This is a genomic window from Streptomyces sp. NPDC017943 (genome assembly GCF_044328425.1).
GTDB lineage: Bacteria > Actinomycetota > Actinomycetes > Streptomycetales > Streptomycetaceae > Streptomyces > Streptomyces djakartensis_A.
Genome location: NZ_JBIRHH010000001.1, coordinates 162,131 through 178,625, shown reverse-complemented (window position 1 = coordinate 178,625; position 16,495 = coordinate 162,131). Strand labels below are relative to the sequence as shown.

The 16,495-nt window shown below is 74.1% G+C and carries 14 protein-coding genes; 10 read left to right on the top strand and 4 right to left on the bottom strand.

What is annotated here, in order from left to right; all coding sequences use genetic code 11:
• Positions 1 to 73 precede the first annotated feature (73 nt).
• The 3 genes from ACH4C6_RS00735 to ACH4C6_RS00725 are packed head-to-tail and all read left to right on the top strand — an operon-like array spanning position 74 to position 3,127.
• Complete coding sequence (locus ACH4C6_RS00735; RefSeq protein ID WP_398106374.1) at positions 74 to 904, top strand: lysophospholipid acyltransferase family protein; 831 nt, start codon at positions 74 to 76, stop codon at positions 902 to 904.
• Complete coding sequence (locus ACH4C6_RS00730; protein ID WP_398106373.1) at positions 901 to 1,911, top strand: NAD(P)H-dependent glycerol-3-phosphate dehydrogenase; 1,011 nt, start codon at positions 901 to 903, stop codon at positions 1,909 to 1,911. Before ACH4C6_RS00735 ends, ACH4C6_RS00730 begins: the two co-directional genes overlap by 4 nt.
• 58 nt (positions 1,912 to 1,969) lie before the next feature.
• The gene (locus tag ACH4C6_RS00725; protein ID WP_398106372.1) at positions 1,970 to 3,127 is read left to right on the top strand and encodes a D-alanine--D-alanine ligase family protein; all 1,158 of its coding nucleotides are present in this window, start codon (positions 1,970 to 1,972) and stop codon (positions 3,125 to 3,127) included.
• 32 nt (positions 3,128 to 3,159) lie between these two features.
• Here the strand turns inward: ACH4C6_RS00725 and ACH4C6_RS00720 are convergent, their stop codons facing one another.
• Positions 3,160 to 3,675, bottom strand: a complete 516-nt coding sequence (locus tag ACH4C6_RS00720; RefSeq protein ID WP_398106371.1) for a DUF3515 domain-containing protein — start codon at positions 3,673 to 3,675, stop codon at positions 3,160 to 3,162.
• A gap of 20 nt (positions 3,676 to 3,695) precedes the next feature.
• Positions 3,696 to 3,929: an Lrp/AsnC family transcriptional regulator gene (locus tag ACH4C6_RS00715; protein ID WP_158990895.1), complete on the bottom strand. Its 234-nt coding sequence runs from the start codon at positions 3,927 to 3,929 to the stop codon at positions 3,696 to 3,698.
• A 206-nt stretch (positions 3,930 to 4,135) separates the two neighbouring features.
• Here ACH4C6_RS00715 and ACH4C6_RS00710 point away from each other — a divergent pair, with 206 nt between their 5' ends.
• Both ACH4C6_RS00710 and thiD read left to right on the top strand, forming a co-directional pair.
• The gene (locus ACH4C6_RS00710) at positions 4,136 to 5,101 is read left to right on the top strand and encodes a thiamine-phosphate kinase (protein WP_369193537.1); all 966 of its coding nucleotides are present in this window, start codon (positions 4,136 to 4,138) and stop codon (positions 5,099 to 5,101) included.
• Positions 5,098 to 5,889, top strand: a complete 792-nt coding sequence (gene thiD, locus ACH4C6_RS00705; protein WP_398106369.1) for a bifunctional hydroxymethylpyrimidine kinase/phosphomethylpyrimidine kinase — start codon at positions 5,098 to 5,100, stop codon at positions 5,887 to 5,889. The genes ACH4C6_RS00710 and thiD overlap by 4 nt, the downstream gene beginning before the upstream one ends.
• 145 nt (positions 5,890 to 6,034) lie before the next feature.
• On the opposite strand, the gene rpmB is transcribed toward thiD, so the two are convergent.
• Positions 6,035 to 6,220 (bottom strand): 50S ribosomal protein L28, encoded by a 186-nt coding sequence (gene rpmB, locus ACH4C6_RS00700; RefSeq protein WP_003993230.1) that lies wholly within the window; start codon positions 6,218 to 6,220, stop codon positions 6,035 to 6,037.
• A 265-nt stretch (positions 6,221 to 6,485) separates the two neighbouring features.
• Here rpmB and ACH4C6_RS00695 point away from each other — a divergent pair, with 265 nt between their 5' ends.
• On the top strand, positions 6,486 to 8,492 hold the full coding sequence (locus ACH4C6_RS00695) for a DAK2 domain-containing protein (protein ID WP_398106368.1): 2,007 nt from the start codon (positions 6,486 to 6,488) through the stop codon (positions 8,490 to 8,492).
• A gap of 9 nt (positions 8,493 to 8,501) precedes the next feature.
• Here ACH4C6_RS00695 and ACH4C6_RS00690 read toward each other — a convergent pair whose 3' ends face one another.
• Positions 8,502 to 11,492 (bottom strand): tetratricopeptide repeat protein, encoded by a 2,991-nt coding sequence (locus ACH4C6_RS00690; protein WP_398106367.1) that lies wholly within the window; start codon positions 11,490 to 11,492, stop codon positions 8,502 to 8,504.
• Positions 11,493 to 11,794: 302 nt separating this feature from the next.
• Here ACH4C6_RS00690 and recG point away from each other — a divergent pair, with 302 nt between their 5' ends.
• The 4 genes from recG (at position 11,795) to ACH4C6_RS00670 (ending at position 16,442) form a co-directional block, all read left to right on the top strand.
• Positions 11,795 to 14,032, top strand: coding sequence for an ATP-dependent DNA helicase RecG (recG, locus tag ACH4C6_RS00685; RefSeq protein WP_398106366.1), 2,238 nt, complete (start codon positions 11,795 to 11,797; stop codon positions 14,030 to 14,032).
• A gap of 83 nt (positions 14,033 to 14,115) precedes the next feature.
• Positions 14,116 to 14,703, top strand: a complete 588-nt coding sequence (rsmD, locus tag ACH4C6_RS00680) for a 16S rRNA (guanine(966)-N(2))-methyltransferase RsmD (protein WP_398106365.1) — start codon at positions 14,116 to 14,118, stop codon at positions 14,701 to 14,703.
• Positions 14,704 to 14,729: 26 nt separating this feature from the next.
• Positions 14,730 to 15,209: a pantetheine-phosphate adenylyltransferase gene (gene coaD, locus ACH4C6_RS00675; protein ID WP_398107096.1), complete on the top strand. Its 480-nt coding sequence runs from the start codon at positions 14,730 to 14,732 to the stop codon at positions 15,207 to 15,209.
• 120 nt (positions 15,210 to 15,329) lie between these two features.
• A complete protein-coding gene (locus ACH4C6_RS00670) occupies positions 15,330 to 16,442 on the top strand; it encodes a cell division initiation protein (RefSeq protein ID WP_398106364.1) in 1,113 nt (370 codons plus the stop codon).
• The last annotated feature ends 53 nt before the right edge of the window (positions 16,443 to 16,495 follow it).

Genomic DNA, 16,495 nt, shown 5'->3' with positions numbered 1-16,495 from the left:
GACCGGCGGCCTGGGGCGACACTTGTGCGGCCCCCCGAGGCCCTCGCTCCAGGCCCTAGAGGAAGGTGTCCGCGTGTCCCGCCGCAGAATCGGCTTCTGGTACCGCTTCGCTGCGGTGATCTGCAAACCGCCGCTGGTGGTTCTGCTCAAGCGGGACTGGCGCGGAATGGAGAACATTCCGGCCGAGGGTGGATTTATCACCGCGGTGAACCACAATTCGCACATCGATCCCTTCGCTTACGCGCATTTCCAGTACAACACCGGACGCGTCCCGCGATTCCTCGCGAAGAGCGGTCTTTTCAAGAAGGGATTCGTCGGGGCCGCGATGCGCGGCACCGGCCAGATCCCCGTCTACCGGGAGAGCACGGACGCGCTGAGCGCCTTCCGGGCCGCGATCGACGCGGTGAACCGCGGGGAATGCGTCGCCTTCTACCCCGAGGGCACCCTCACCCGTGACCCGGACGGCTGGCCCATGACCGCCAAGACCGGGGCCGCCCGCGTCGCCCTGCAGACCAAGTGCCCCGTGATCCCGGTGGCGCAGTGGGGCTGCAACGAACTGCTGCCGCCGTACACGAAGAAGCCGCACCTGCTGCCGCGCAAGACGCACCGCGTGCTGGCCGGGCCCGCGGTGGACCTCTCCCGCTTCTACGACCGGGAGATGACCGCGGACCTGCTGAAGGAGGCCACCGAGGTCATCATGGCCGCCGTCACCGCCCAGCTGGAGCAGATCCGCGGCGAGAAGGCGCCCGAGACGCCCTACGACCCGCGCCGGGAGCGGATCGAGCAGCGGCGCCGCACGCAGGCGCAGGCGCAGCGGGCCGAGCAGCGGCCGGAGCGCACGGTGCCCTCGGCGCCGTCGTCGCAGACCTCGCAGTCGACGCAGGAAGAGGGGCTGGGCACGTGAGCAAGCCGGTCAAGGCGGCGGTCCTGAGCGCCGGTTCGTGGGGCACGGCCTTCGGCATGGTGCTGGCCGACGCCGGGTGCGAGGTCACCCTGTGGGGACGCCGCCCGGAACTCGTGGAGGCGATCAACTCCACCCGCACCAACCCCGACTACTTCCCGGGCGTCGAGCTGCCCGAGCGCGTCCGCGCCACCACCGATCCCGCCGAGGCCGCGGCCGGCGCCGACTTCACCGTCCTGTCGGTCCCCTCGCAGACCCTGCGCGGCAACCTCGCCGAGTGGACCCCGCTGCTCGCCTCGGACACGGTCCTGGTGTCGCTGATGAAGGGCGTCGAACTCGGCTCCGCCATGCGGATGAGCGAGGTCATCGACGACGTGGCCAAGGTCGGCCAGGACCGGATCGCCGTGGTCACGGGCCCGAACCTGGCCCGGGAGATCGCCGCGCGGATGCCGGCCGCTGCCGTGGTCGCCTGCACCGACGAGGCCGTCGCCCAGCGGCTCCAGGCCGCCTGCCACACCCCGTACTTCCGCCCGTACACCAACACGGACGTGGTGGGGTGCGAGCTGGGCGGGGCCGTGAAGAACGTCATCGGCCTCGCCGTCGGCATCGCGGACGGCATGGGGCTCGGCGACAACGCCAAGGGCTCGCTGATCACCCGCGGCCTCGCCGAGACCACCCGGCTCGGCATGGCACTGGGCGCCGACCCGCTGACCTTCTCCGGACTCGCGGGCCTGGGCGACCTGGTGGCCACCTGCTCCTCGCCGCTGTCGCGCAACCACACCTTCGGCACCAACCTCGGCAAGGGCATGACCCTCCAGGAGACCATCGCGGTCACCAGGCAGACCGCCGAGGGCGTCAAGTCCTGCGAGTCGGTGCTGGATCTGGCCCGGCGGCACGGCGTCGACATGCCGATCACGGAGACGGTCGTCGGCATCGTGCACGAGGGCAAGCCTCCGGTGGTCGCTCTCAAGGAGCTGATGTCGCGCAGCGCGAAGCCCGAACGACGCTGAGCGACGCGGCCCCGCGGCGCTGTCTCCGGGCCCTACCACCGGGTACTCTCATCGCGATATGAGCACCGAGAACCTCCCCCAGAGCCCCGAGCAGCCGCCTCGCAAGCCGCGTGTGGCCGTCGTGTTCGGCGGGCGCAGCTCCGAACACGGGATCTCCGTGGTCACCGCCGGCGCCGTCCTGAAGGCCATCGACCGGACCAGGTACGACGTCCTGCCGATCGGCATCACCCAGGACGGCCGTTGGGCGCTCACGGCGGACGAACCGGAGCGGATGGCGATCGTGGACCGGCGTCCCCCGAGCGTGGACGCCATCGCCGAGTCCGCCGAGGGCGGGGTCATCCTCCCGGTCGACCCGGCCAGCCGCGAAGTCGTGTACAGCGAGCCGGGTTCGGTGCCCAAGGCGCTCGGCGAGGTCGACGTGGTCTTCCCGGTGCTGCACGGCCCCTACGGCGAGGACGGCACCCTCCAGGGCCTGCTGGAGCTCTCCGGTGTCCCGTACGTGGGCTCGGGCGTGCTCGCCTCGGCCGTCGGCCAGGACAAGGAGTACATGAAGCGGGTGTTCACCTCCTTCGGGCTCAAGGTCGGCCCGTACGTGGTGATCCGGCCGCGCGAGTGGGAGGGCGACCGGGCCGCCGCCCGCAAGAAGATCGTGGACTTCGCCGGTGAACACGGCTGGCCGCTCTTCGTGAAGCCCTCGCGGGCGGGTTCCTCCATCGGCATCACCAAGGTCGAGGACCTCTCCGGCCTGGACGAGGCCGTCGCCGAGGCCCAGCGGCACGACCCGAAGATCATCGTCGAGGCGGCCCTGCGCGGCCGTGAGATCGAGTGCGGGGTCCTGGAGTTCGAGGACGGCCCCCGTGCCTCGCTGCCCGCCGAGATCCCCCCGCCCCAGGCGCAGGCGTACTACGACTTCGAGGCCAAGTACATCGACTCCACGCCCGGCATCGTGCCGGCGCCGCTGACGCCCGAGGAGACGGCCGAGGTGCAGCGCCTGGCGGTCGACGCCTTCGAGGCGGCGTCCTGCGAGGGACTGGTGCGCGCGGACTTCTTCCTCACCGAGGACGGCGAGTTCGTGATCAACGAGATCAACACCATGCCCGGCTTCACGCCCATCTCGATGTACCCGCAGATGTGGCAGGCGAGCGGCGTGAGCTACCCCGAGCTCATCGACCTGCTCGTGCGGGCGGCCCTGCGCCGCCCGACCGGTCTGCGCTGAACAGGCCCGGCCGGGCGCCCGCCCGGCCGCTCTCAGGAGGCGATCCCTGCGGGGATCGCCTTCTTCACGGCCGGGGCCAGGTCGATCAGGGCGGCGGAGCTGTCGACCCCCTCCGGCACCTGGACCTCGACGTACGCCTCGCGGTTGGCGGTGGTGAACCGGTGGCCGTCACCCTGGCGTTCCATGAGCCAGTCGACGCCGTTCACCCCGCCGGCCACCGCGTCGGAGTCCCGCCCCTCGGCCACCTTCGGATCGACCATCTTCGGCGGCTGCGGCACACCGCAGCGCAGTATGATCGCCGGGCTGCCCCAGGCCGCCGTCAGCGCGGACGCGGGCTCGGGATCCCCGCGGCGCTCACCGCCCACCTTCGCGGGCAGTGCCTTGTCCAGGTTCCGGCACAGTTCCGCGACCTTCGCGTCCGGGCTGGGAACCGCCGCCGACGCGCTGTCGTCTGCTGAGGAGCAGCCCGCCGCGGTGATCAACAGCGCGAGAGCGGGCAGGCGGGACAGGCGGAGCACACGACGGTGCCGGTGAGTGAAGGAGTTCACCGGCCCAGGGTAGACGGGGGCTACAGATGGACGACCGGGCAGGTCAGGGTGCGGGTGATCCCGTCCACCTGCTGGACCTTGGCGACCACCATGCGGCCCAGGTCGTCGACGGTGTCGGCCTGCGCCCGCACGATCACGTCGTACGGTCCGGTCACGTCCTCGGCCTGGATGACTCCAGGGATCTTGGCGATCGTCTCGGCGACGGTCGACGCCTTGCCGACCTCCGTCTGGATCAGGATGTACGCCTGTACCACGGAACCTCCAGGGCGGCCACGAGGATCATGTGGGGAAAAGGAACGCCACGGTATCGCGTCGCCGCTCGCCGCGGGGAGACCCGAGGGACCCGGGTCTTGCGCGCCGGGGCCGGTGTCCGGCAGAACAGGACCGTCACCTCGACGGTAGCGAGGGCCGCAACGCCCCGCGACCGGGCACGGACAGGGACAGAAGGGGAGCAAGGGCAATGAAGGGCACTGTTGGTGAGCTCGGTGAGTTCGGGCTCATCAGGGAGCTCACCTCCCGTCTGACCACCACACCGGCCGTCCGGGTCGGCCCCGGCGACGACGCCGCCGTGGTGGCCGCGCCCGACCGCAGGGTCGTGGCCAGCACGGACATCCTGGTGGAGGGCCGGCACTTCCGCCGCGACTGGTCGACGGCCTACGACGTGGGCCGCAAGGCGGCCGCGCAGAACCTCGCCGACATCGCCGCCATGGGCGCCGTCCCGACCGCGCTGCTGCTGGGCCTGGTCGTCCCGGCCGAACTGCCGGTGACCTGGCCGAGCGAGCTGATGGACGGCCTGCGCGACGAGTGCCAGGTCGCGGGCGCCGCGGTCGTCGGCGGTGACGTCGTGCGCGGCGACTCGATCATGGTGTCGATCACCGCGCTCGGCGACCTGCGCAACCAGGAGCCGGTGACCCGGGCGGGCGCCCAGCCCGGCGACCTCGTCGCGGTGACCGGCTGGCTCGGCTGGTCGGCGGCCGGGTACGCGGTGCTCTCCCGCGGCTTCCGCTCGCCCCGGGCGTTCGTGGAGGCCCACCGGCGTCCGGAACCCCCGTATCACGCCGGTCCGGCCGCCGCCGGGCTCGGGGCGACCGCCATGTGCGACGTGAGCGACGGGCTGATCGCCGACCTCGGGCACATCGCCGAGGCCAGCAAGGTGCGCATCGACGTCCGCTCCCAGGCGATCGACATCCCCTCGCAGATGAACGACATCGGGCAGGCCGTCGGCGTCGACCCGATGCAGTGGGTGCTGACCGGGGGAGAGGACCACGCCATCGTGGCGACCTTCCCGCCGGACGTGAAGCTGCCCGCCCGCTGGAAGGTCATCGGCGAGGTCCTCAACCCCTCGGCGCTGCCCCAGGTGACGGTCGACGGCGCGCCGTGGACCAGCAAGGGCGGCTGGGACCACTTCGGGGACCTCGACTCATGATCCCCAACGTCCTCACGGTGGCGGGCTCCGACTCCGGCGGAGGCGCCGGCATCCAGGCCGACCTCAAGACGATGCTGGCGCTCGGCGTGCACGGCATGAGCGTCCTCACGGCCGTGACCGCGCAGAACTCCCTGGGCGTGCAGGGCGCCTGGGAACTGCCGGTGGAGGCCGTCCGGGCCCAGTACCGCAGCGTCGTCGACGACATCGGCGTACGGGCCGTCAAGACCGGCATGCTCGCCTCGGCGGAACTGGTCGAGGCGGTCGCCGAGTTGCTCGCGGGGACGGACGCCCCGGCGGTCGTCGACCCGGTCGGGGTCTCCAAGCACGGCGACTCCCTGCTCGCCGCGTCCGCGCTGGACTCGGTGCGCACGAAGCTGCTGCCGGTCGCGACGGTGGCGACCCCCAACCTCGACGAGGTGGCGCAGCTGACCGGTGTGCGCGTGGAGTCGGAGGCGCAGTTGCGTGACGCCGCGTCGGCCGTGCTGGAGCACGGCCCGCGCTGGGTGCTGATCAAGGGGGGTCATCTGTCCGGGGACGCCGTGGACCTGCTCACGGACGGTTCCGAGGAGCACTGGCTGCGGGCGCCGCGGCACGACAACCGCCACACCCACGGCACCGGCTGCACCCTGGCCTCCGCGATCGCCGCGCAGCTCGCCAAGGGCGACACCGTCCCCGAGGCGGTGGCGACCGCGAAGGACTACGTCACCGGGGCGATCGCGGCCGGCTTCGCGCTCGGCGGCGGCATCGGGCCGGTGGACCACGGCTGGCGCTTCCGCGGCGGTTCGTGACCGCCCGCCGCCCGGGCCGGCTGCCGCGCGGCCGCCGCAGGCGCGCCGAAGAGCCGGTCCACCGCTGCGGGTACGCCAAAGAGCCGGTCCACCTGGGTGGACCGGCTCTACAGCGAACCAGCAGTGGCCGCGCGCTAGCGGAGCGTCAGCGCGAGACCTTGCCGGCCTTGATGCACGAGGTGCAAGCGTTCACGCGCTTCGGCGTCCCGCCCACCACGGTACGCACACGCTGGATGTTCGGGTTCCAGCGACGGGACGTACGGCGGTGCGAGTGCGAGATGTTGTTGCCGAAGCCCGGCCCCTTGCCGCAGACGTCGCAGTTGGCAGCCACGGGTCACTCCAAAGACTTCAGATGCACTTACGGTTGATCCCGGCATGCCGGGATCGAGATCCTTGGACTCGGAAGCCTGCTGGATCTGAGTGGCGCTGCCAGGGGGAAGGCCCGATCGGATCGGGCAACCGGAGCAGCATACAACGGCTGCACCCGTGAAGCGAAACTACCATGGCAGCTCAGGGGCCCGCCCCGGCCCTCTTCCGGTGGACGGCGCCCCCGGGGTCTACGCTGCCTGCCACGTCCAGCAGCTCAGGGAGGCGCAGTGGCGCAGGTGCCGCAGACATTCTTCGATGCTCTCGCGGTGCGCACCTGGTGCGGCCTCGCGCTGGAGACCCTGGGACGGGCCCGCGAGGAGATCGACGCGATCAACGTCTACCCGGTGGCGGACGGGGACACCGGCACGAACCTGTACCTCACCGTGGAGTCCGCCGCCGGTGCCGTGGAGGCCGTCTTCGCCGGGCACGCCGCGGGCGCGCCCCCGCCCGCGAGGAGCGGTCCCGCCGGCCCGGCCCCCGCCGACGCCGGCCCGACCCTCGCCGACGCCGTCCGGGCGATGGCGCACGGTGCGCTCATCGGCGCCCGCGGGAACTCCGGCACGATCCTCGCCCAGCTGCTGCGCGGCATGGCCCAGGTGCTGGCCGGCTGCGAGAGCGCGCAGGCGGGCGGCCACGACCTGCGCCTCGCCCTGCGGCACGCGGCCGACTCGGCCCGTGAGGCCGTCGCCCACCCCGTCGAGGGCACCGTGCTCACGGTCGCCTCGGCCGCCGCCGACTCCGCCGCGTCCACCGAGGGCGACTGCGGGACGGTGGCCCGGGCGGCCTACGCGGGCGCCCGCACGGCCCTCGCCGAGACCCCCTCGCGGCTGCCCGTCCTGGAACGCGCCGGGGTGGTCGACGCCGGCGGGCGGGGGCTGGTCGCGGTGCTCGGGGCGCTGGTGGAGACCTTCACGGGGGAGCGGCCGCGCGGACCGGTGGCGCACGCGGGGCGCGTTCCGGAGGCCCGGGGGGCCGGGCACGGGGCCGCTGAGGCGGCGGGGGCGGCGGGGGCGGCCGAGCGCGTCCGGGTCGTCGAAGCCTCGCGGGCGGCGGAGGCGGTGGGCACCGGCGGGACCCACGCGCGCGTGGGGGCCCGGCCGCACCCCGGTGGCCGGCAGTCGCCCGACGGCGGCGGGCACGGGGAGGAGCCCGGTGCGTCCGGCGCGGCGGCCGGTGCCGGCCGGGGCGGGCAGGACGTACCGGCCGGCGGAGACGACCCGCACGCGCGCGTGGTGTCGCCGGCGGACACCGTCGCGGCGTGCGCCGAGCCGGGCGAGAGCCCCGGCGGCGCCACGGCGCACGGCCCGGACGGGCCCGCCTTCGAGGTCGTCTACCTCCTGGAGGCCGAGGACGCGGCGGTCGCGCGGCTGCGCGGGCGGCTCGACGCCCTCGGGGACTCGCTCGTCGTCGTCGGCGGTGACGGGCTGTGGAACGTCCACGTCCACGTCGACGACCCGGGCGCCGCCGTCGAGGCCGGCATCGAGGCCGGACGGCCGCACCGCATCCGGATCACCCACTTCGGTGCCGGTGACGTGCACACCACCGGTGCCGAGCGGCCGCCCCGCGAGCGTGCCCAGCGGGCCGTCGTGGCCGTCGTGCCCGGTGAGGGCCTGGCCGGGCTGTACGCCGAGGCCGGGGCGACGACCGTGCTCGCCCGCCCCGGGGAACCGCCGGCCAGCGGAGAGCTCGTCCAGGCGCTGCGGCGGGCCCACGCGCGCGAGGTCGTACTGCTGCCCAACGACGCCGAGCTGCGGCACACCGCCGCGGCGGCCGCGGAGCAGGTCCGTACGGAGGGCGTCCGCGTGGCCCTCATCCCGACCCGGTCGGCGATCCAGGGCATCGCCGCGCTCGCGGTGCACGAGCCGGAGCGGCGCTTCGACGAGGACGTCGTCTCGATGACCTCGGCGGCCGGTGCCACCCGGTACGCCGAGGTCACGGTCGCCGAGCACGAGTCCTGGACGATGGCGGGCATCTGCCAGGCCGGTGACGTCCTCGGCCTGATCGACGGGGACGTGGCCGTGATCGGCCCGGACCTCACCACGACCGCCGAGACCGTCCTGGAACGGATGCTCGCCGCCGGGGGCGAGATGGTCACCCTGGTGCTCGGCGAGGACGTCCCCGACGCCGTCGCCCGGTACCTGGAGGACCGGGTCCGCGAGGGGTACCTCGCCGTCGACACCGTCGTGTACCGGGGCGGGCGGCAGGGTGCCCTGCTCCTCATCGGCGTGGAGTAGGCGGCGCGGTCAGTCCGGCCGGTCCGCCAGCAGGCGGAGCAGCTGCTCGGCCTCCGTCCGCCGGGCCGCCACCGTCTCCCGCTCACTCTCGGAGCCGTCGAGGCCGTCGAGGCCGTCGAGGCCGTCCCCGTCGCCGCAGCCGCCGTAGGCGTCGTACCCGTCGTACGCGGCGAGCACCCCCCGCGCGCGTGCCCGCGCCTCGGCGGTGCGGGCGAGGCCCGCCTCCAGCCGCCCCGCCGCGAGTTCGGCGCCCGTGCGGTCGTGCAGGGCGGCCGGCCCGAGGGAGACGAACACCCCGACCGACCGCATCAGGTGGGCGTGCGCCTCCTCCAAGACGGGCCGGGCGGCGCCGCCTTCGGGCTCCTCGTCGGCCGCCGCGGCCAGCAGGTCGCCGAACTGGCGGTGTGTGTCGCCCAGTTCGGCGGTGAGCCGCCGCCGCGTCTCCTCGTCCGCCGCGGCGTCCCGCGCCCGCTCGCACTCCCGGACCGCGCTCGTCATGAGCTCCCGTGCCCGGGACGGGTCCTCGCCCGCGTCGACGACCAGCCAGGCGCGGGCGCGCAGGGCGCGGACCACGCCGGGGGTGTCGCCGAGAGCGCGCCAGAGGCCGCCCGCGCGCGTGTAGGCCCGGTCCGCCTCGGCGGTCAGTCCCGCCTGCCCGAACGCCTCCCCGGCCAGGTGGGTCAGCGTCGCGTGGTCGTGCTGCTCCGGCCAGGCGCGGGCGATCCCGGCGGCCCGCAGGCGCCGTTCGGCGGCGGCCCGGTGCTCGCCGAGCTCACCCAGGCAGTCGCCGAGCCACCACAGCGTCTGCACGACCACCTCGTCGCCGTGCGTCTCGGCGTTCAGGTCGGGCAGCGCGCACTCCAGCACCTCCGCGGCCTCGGCCCACCGGCCCTGCATCAGCAGGAGACCGCCGAGCTGCTGCCGGGCCCAGGCGCCCAGCGACGCGCTCTCCCCGGCCTCGTCGGCCCAGTGTGCGGCCCGGAGGGCGTGCGCCGCGGCCTCCACGGCGTCGCCCCGGCCCCCCGTCACCTCGGCGAGCTGTAGGTGCAGCCGGGCCCGTCCGGGCGGCTCGAGCTGGTCCCCGCCGTGCTCCAGGGCGGCCCGCAGCGCGCGCTCCGTCTCCCGCGCGTCGCCGAGCTCGTGCGCCAGGGTGGCGAGCCGGGCCTCGTACTCGACCGCGAACCAGGGCAGTCCCGCCGCGACGAACGCCGCCGCCCCCTGCGCGAACAGCTCGGCCGACGTCCGCAGGTCCCCGGCCAGTCGGGCCAGTTCACCGAGCATCGCCCGCGCCTCGGCGACCCGGGCGGCCAGCCGCACGTCCTCGCCGCCGCGCTCCCCGACGAGCGCCGGCACCTCGCGGACGGCGGCCTCCGCGTCGGCCCGCGCCGCCGCGGCGCCGGGGCCTGCGGCCGCGTGCGCCGCGCGCATCAGCACCCGCGCCCGGGACATCAGGACCGACGCCGTCTGCCGCAGACCCGTGCCGCCCGCCGCGTACAGCGCCAGCACCTCCTCGTACGGACCGGCGACGCGGGCCGTCGCAGCGGCGACCTCCCCGGTCAGGGCCCGTACGTACGCGGCACGCGCGCGGGCCGCCAGGGCCTCTCCCGGATCGCCCGCCGCTGCGTACAACTCCGCTGCCTGCTCGAACAGTTCGGCACCCGCCGCGCCGAGGTCCGTCGCCGCGTGCTCGGCGATCTCGGCCCGGTCGCGGGCCGCCAATTCGGCGCCCACGGCTTCGGCGGCCCGCGCGGCGGCGGCCCACGCCTCCACGGCGCCGGGCCGCAGGGTGTCCGAGAGCCGCCGCGCTTCGGCCAGCAGGGCGGGCAGGTCCGGCGGCGAGGCGGCGGGAGCGGGGGCCGGCGGGGGAGCGGGCGCGGGAAGCGGCCGGGCCGCGCGCACGCCCAGCGGCAGCCGCTCCACCAGCGGCTCCTGCGCCATCCGCGCGCGGGCGCGCTCACCCACGTACGCCGTGCCGTTGCGCGCGTCGAAGCGGGCGGCCAGGGCGAGAGCCTCCGCACGCGCGTGTGCGGCGAGGACGTCCACGGTCCACTCCCGGCCGGCCGGACCCGGCACTCGGAGGCCGCCGAGTCCGCGCACCACCAGACGGTCCATGAGCAGGGTGGCCGCGCTCAGGAACTCCAGTCTGCTGCGGGGGTTCCCGTCGTCCGTGAAGTACGCCGGCCGCTCGGCGAGCAGCTCCAGCCCCCGCGCCTCGTTGCCGGTCAGCGCGCAGAACTCCACGTGCTCCGCGTGGGCGCCCCGCATGCTTTCGCGGCCCCGGACGAGCCGGAAGCCCCGCAGGTGCCCGGCGCCGGCCTCGTCCGCGCGGCCCAGCCGCAACAGCGGCAGCAGGGACGACGCCAGGACCGTGTCGGGTTCGCGGGCGCAGGCGTGTGCGCCCTCCAGCACGGGCCGCCACAGCCGAAGCGCCTGCGCGTCCCGGCCCCGCTCGGCCTGCCACCGGCCCTGCCCGTGCAGGTCGCACGCCGGGCAGTCCGCCGTGCCGTCCCGGTCGGCGGCCAGCCACGCGGTGTACGCCCGCCCGGCCCGCCCCAGGTCCCCGACGTGGGCCGCGACCCGGTGCTCGGCGCTGCGCACGGCCCGCTCGGAGTACCCGGCGAGCCGGTAGCGGCGCTCCATGTCGCCCAGGCACTCCTCGACCGAGGCGAGCGGCACGTCCGGCTGGTCGAGCAGGCCGACGCAGACCCACGCGAACATCCCGTGCAGCGACCGGGCCTCGTGCGCCTCGAAGTCCCCGGGCCGCTCGTCCCACATGTGCAGCAGACGCGAGAACGGGGCGAACGCCCCGCCCCTCTCGCCGCTGTGGTGGCAGACCCTCACCTGGTGCCCGAGCGCCTCGATCACGGCCCGCGGCCCGGCTAGGCCCTCGGCCGCCGCCACCAGCTCCCGCGCGCGCGTGTTGCGGGCCGGTCCCTCCGGTTGCCCGGCGTTGTCCGCCAGGGCCCGGCGCAGGTCGTCGATGTCCTGGATCCCGCTCATGCGTGGTCGTCCTCACGGCGGGCGGGCGCCGCCGGCAGGCCGGCCCGGACGGCGGGAGGGAGGAGGTGCGAGGGGGAGGCCGGCGACGGCAGTGATCTCTGGGAATCCATCTTCACGGCGCCGGCGCGGGACTCGCCGCGGCGCGGGGTCGGGCGGCCCGGGACGAGACGGTGACCGCGGGAGGAAGATCCGGTGGCCCGTCATCCTAGGGCCCGGGTCATCCGCCTGAGCAGCAGTTTCCCGGATCTTTACGTCAGCGGAGTCCGGGGCCTTGCAGGCCGATGTCAGTGACGTGGTGTGCAATGGATCTCGTGCCCGCACCTGATGAACCCCTGCGCCAACCGCTGAAGTCGGTGCTCGGCCCCGCCACCGCGAAGGTGATGGCCGAGCACCTCGGCCTGCACACCGTCGGAGACCTGCTCCACCACTACCCGCGCCGCTATGAGGAGCGCGGGCAGCTCACCCACCTCGCGGACCTCCCGCTGGACGAGCACGTCACGGTGGTCGCCCAGGTCGCCGACGCCCGGCTGCACACCTTCGCCTCCGCCAAGGCCCCGCGCGGCAAGGGCCAGCGCCTGGAGGTCACGATCACCGACGGCAGCGGCCGGCTCCAACTGGTCTTCTTCGGCCACGGCGTTCACAAGCCCCACAAGGAGCTCCTGCCGGGCACCCGCGCGATGTTCGCCGGCAAGGTCTCCCTCTTCAACCGCCGTCTGCAACTCGCCCACCCTGCCTACGAGTTGCTGCGCGGCGACCCCGACGAGCCCAGCGCGTCCGTCGAGTCCTGGGCGGGCGCCCTGATCCCGATCTACCCGGCCACCGCGAAACTCGAGTCCTGGAAGATCGGCAAGGCGGTCCAGACCGTCCTGCCCACCGCCCAGCAGGCCGCCGACCCGCTCCCGGACTCGCTGCGCGAGGGCCGCGGTCTGGTCCCCCTGCCCGAGGCCCTGCTGAAGATCCACCGCCCGCAGACCAAGGCCGACATCGAGGACGCCCGCTCCCGCCTCAAGTGGGACGAGGCCTTCGTCCTCCAGGTCGCCCTCGCCCGCCGCCGCCATGCGGACGCCCAACTCCCCGCCGTCCCCCGCAGACCCGCTCCGGACGGCCTCCTCACCGCTTTCGACGCCCGTCTCCCCTTCACCCTCACCGACGGCCAGCAGCGCGTCTCCCGGGAGATCTTCGACGACCTGGCCACCTCCCACCCGATGCACCGGCTGCTGCAGGGGGAAGTGGGCAGCGGCAAGACGATGGTGGCCCTGCGGGCCATGCTCGCCGTCGTCGACGCGGGCGGGCAGGCCGCCATGCTCGCGCCCACCGAGGTGCTCGCCCAGCAGCACCACCGGTCCATCGTGGAGATGATGGGCGAACTCGCCGAGGGCGGCATGCTCGGCGGCTCCGAGCAGGGCACCAAGGTCGTGCTGCTGACCGGGTCCATGGGCGCCGCCGCCCGCCGCCACGCCCTGCTCGACCTCGCCACCGGCGAGGCCGGCATCGTCATCGGCACCCACGCGCTCATCGAGGACAAGGTGCAGTTCCACGACCTCGGCCTGGTCGTCGTCGACGAACAGCACCGCTTCGGCGTCGAGCAGCGCGACGCCCTGCGCGGCAAGGGCAAGCAGCCCCCGCACCTGCTGGTCATGACGGCCACGCCCATTCCGCGCACGGTCGCGATGACGGTCTTCGGCGACCTGGAGACCTCCGTCCTCGATCAGCTCCCCGCCGGCCGCTCGCCGATCGCCAGCCATGTCGTCCCGGCCGCCGACAAGCCGCATTTCCTCGCCCGCGCCTGGGAACGGGTCCGCGAGGAGGTGAGCAACGGCCACCAGGCCTACGTCGTCTGCCCCCGCATCGGCGACGAGGAGGACGCCCCGGGCAGGGCCGGCCGCAAGAAGGCCCAGCAGCCCCCCGAGGAGACGGCGGACAAGCGCCCCCCGCTCGCGGTGCTCGACGTGGCGGACCAACTGGCCAAGGGGCCCCTCCAGGGGCTGACCGTCGAGGTCCTGCACGGCCGGATGCACCCGGACGACAAGGACGCCGTCATGCGCCGCTTCGCCGCCGGCGAGACCGACGTCCTGGTCGCCACGACGGTCATCGAGGTCGGCGTCAACGTCCCCAACGCCACCGCCATGGTCATCATGGACGCCGACCGCTTCGGCGTCTCCCAGCTCCACCAGCTGCGCGGCCGCGTGGGCCGCGGCTCCGCCCCGGGCCTGTGCCTGCTGGTCACCGAGATGCCCGAGGCGAGCCCGGCCCGCCAGCGCCTGGGTGCGGTCGCCGCCACGCTCGACGGCTTCGAACTCTCCCGCATCGACCTGGAACAGCGCCGCGAGGGCGACGTCCTCGGCCAGGCCCAGTCGGGCGCCAGGACCTCCCTGAAGGTCCTCGCGGTCATCGAGGACGAGGAGATCATCGCGGAGGCGAGGGAGGAGGCGACGGCGGTGGTGGCCGCCGACCCGGAGCTGACCCGCCTGCCCGCACTGCGGACGGCCCTGGACGCCCTCCTGGACGAGGAGAGGGAGCAGTACCTGGAGAAGGGGTGAGGTGGACTGACCCTCTTTCAGGGGCGCGGGGAACTGCGACCAGCCACAATGGACCCGAAGCCGCCCACGACCAAGGACCGAAGATGACCCGCGTGATCGCCGGCGCAGCCGGTGGACGTCGCCTGGCGGTACCCCCAGGCACCGGCACCCGCCCCACTTCCGACCGCGCGCGCGAGGGCCTCTTCTCCACCTGGCAGTCCCTGCTCGGCGGCCCCCTGGACGGCGAACGCGTCCTCGACCTCTACGCGGGATCGGGAGCGGTGGGCCTGGAGGCGCTCTCCCGGGGCGCCGGCCACACCCTCCTCGTCGAAGCCGACGCCAGGGCCGTCCGCACGGTCCGCGAGAACGTGAAGAACCTCGGGCTTCCCGGCGCCGAGGTCAGATCGGGCAAAGCCGAGCAGATCATCCGTGCCGCGCCCCCGGCGGAGCCGTACGACCTGGTGTTCCTGGACCCGCCGTACGCCGTCACGGACGACGATCTTCGGGAGATCCTCCTCACACTCCGCTCGGAGGGCTGGCTCGCCGCGGAAGCCCTCGTCACCGTGGAGCGCAGCACCCGAGGCGGGGAATTCCGGTGGCCCGAGGGCTTCGCACCTCTGCGGGCCCGTCGCTACGGCGAGGGAACGTTTTGGTACGGTCGCGCCGCCTCTACGTGCGAAGACGCACGATGACCGGACCGGAGAGCGAGGGATCACAAGTGCGCCGCGCCGTCTGTCCCGGGTCGTTCGACCCGATCACCAACGGACACCTCGACATCATCTCGCGCGCCTCCAGGCTGTACGACGAGGTCTACGTCGCGGTGATGATCAACCAGTCCAAGAAGGGGCTGTTCGAGATCGAGGAGCGGATCGACCTGATCCGCCGGGTCACCGCCGAGTACGGAAACGTCCGCGTGGAGGCCTTCCACGGCCTGCTCGTCGACTTCTGCAAGCAGCGCGACATCCCCGCCATCGTCAAGGGCCTGCGCGCCGTCAGCGACTTCGACTACGAGCTGCAGATGGCCCAGATGAACAACGGCCTGTCCGGGGTGGAGACCCTCTTCATCCCCACCAACCCCACCTACAGCTTCCTGTCGTCCTCCCTGGTCAAGGAGGTCGCGACCTGGGGCGGCGACGTCTCCCACCTGGTGCCCGCGGAGGTCCTCGGGGAGCTCACCGAGCGGCTGCGGAAGGACTGACGCGCCCCCGGTGCACCGCCGGGGACCTGACGACCCGTCACCCGGTGTTCCCCGGCGCCCCGTGGCCGTACAGTCGTCCCGTCCGTCTCCAACGCATCTGTAGAGAGTGGCGAGCACACGGTGGACGTGCAGAAGAAGCTCGACGAGATCGTCACCGCGGTCTCCGGCGCCCGGTCCATGCCCATGTCGGCCTCGTGCGTGGTCAACCGCGCCGAGCTGCTCGCGATGCTGGAGGAGCTGCGCGCGGCGCTGCCCGACTCCCTCGCCGAGGCCCGGGAGCTGATCGGCGACCGTGAGCAGATGGTCGAGCAGGCCCGCCAGGAGGCCCAGCGGATCATCGACAGCGCGCACGCCGAGCGCGGCTCGCTCGTCTCCGGCACCGAGATCGCCCGCCGCTCGCAGGCCGAGGCCGACCGGATCCTCGCCGAGGCCCGCCAGGAGGCCGAAGAGGTCCGCGCCGAGGCCGACGAGTACGTCGACTCCAAGCTCGCCAACTTCGAGGTCGTCCTCACCAAGACGCTCGGCTCCGTCGGCCGCGGCCGCGAGAAGCTCCTCGGCACCGGCCCGGGCACCGACGAGCAGGGCTACGAGGACGAGGACGCCCCCGAGCGCAGCCACGACCCGGACACCCAGCGCCGCACTGCCGACGCGTACGTCGACGCCAAGCTCGGCGCCTTCGAGGCGGTCCTCGCCAAGACCCTGGAGGCCGTCGGCCGGGGCCGGCAGAAGCTGCACGGCCGGATCGCCACCGACGACCTCGGCGCCCTCGCCGACGACGCGAGCACGATCCAGCACTCCAGCGACGCCGACTACCTCGCCGACCTGGCGGCCCTGGCCGCCGAGCCCCCGGCCGAGCGCCCGGCCGCCGCACCGCAGGAGGAGTACGCCCCGCCGCAGCCCGCGTACGGCTACGGGCAGCAACCCGAGCCCTACGGGGACTACGCCCAGCAGTCCTACGCCGCCCAGCCCGACCCGTACGGCTACCCGCAGGCCGATCCCTACGCGGCCGCCGGCTACGCCCCGGCGGCAGACGGCCACTTCCCGGGCTACGACCCCCAGCAGGCGGCCTACGACCCGCACCAGGCCCAGCAGCAGGCGCAGCACGCCCAGCAGCAGGTGCACCAGGCGCAGCAGGCCCAGGGGTACGCCCTCGACGAGACCAGCCTCTTCGACACCGGCATGATCAGCGCCGAGCAGCTGCGGGCCTACGAGCAGGGGCGCGGCCAGGGCTGAGCACCGGATTGGGCCGACGGCGAAAGGTCCAGTATCCTGGCTCTTCGGTCGCG

Excerpts from the sequence above, each read along its gene's own strand:
- ACH4C6_RS00725 (WP_398106372.1), top strand. The coding sequence starts at position 1,970 with ATGAGCACCGAGAACCTCCCCCAGAGCCCCGAGCAGCCGCCTCGCAAG.
- ACH4C6_RS00710 (WP_369193537.1), top strand. The coding sequence starts at position 4,136 with ATGAAGGGCACTGTTGGTGAGCTCGGTGAGTTCGGGCTCATCAGGGAG.
- thiD (WP_398106369.1), top strand. The coding sequence starts at position 5,098 with ATGATCCCCAACGTCCTCACGGTGGCGGGCTCCGACTCCGGCGGAGGC.
- ACH4C6_RS00690 (WP_398106367.1), bottom strand. The coding sequence starts at position 11,492 with ATGAGCGGGATCCAGGACATCGACGACCTGCGCCGGGCCCTGGCGGAC.
- recG (WP_398106366.1), top strand. The coding sequence starts at position 11,795 with ATGGATCTCGTGCCCGCACCTGATGAACCCCTGCGCCAACCGCTGAAG.
- rsmD (WP_398106365.1), top strand. The coding sequence starts at position 14,116 with ATGACCCGCGTGATCGCCGGCGCAGCCGGTGGACGTCGCCTGGCGGTA.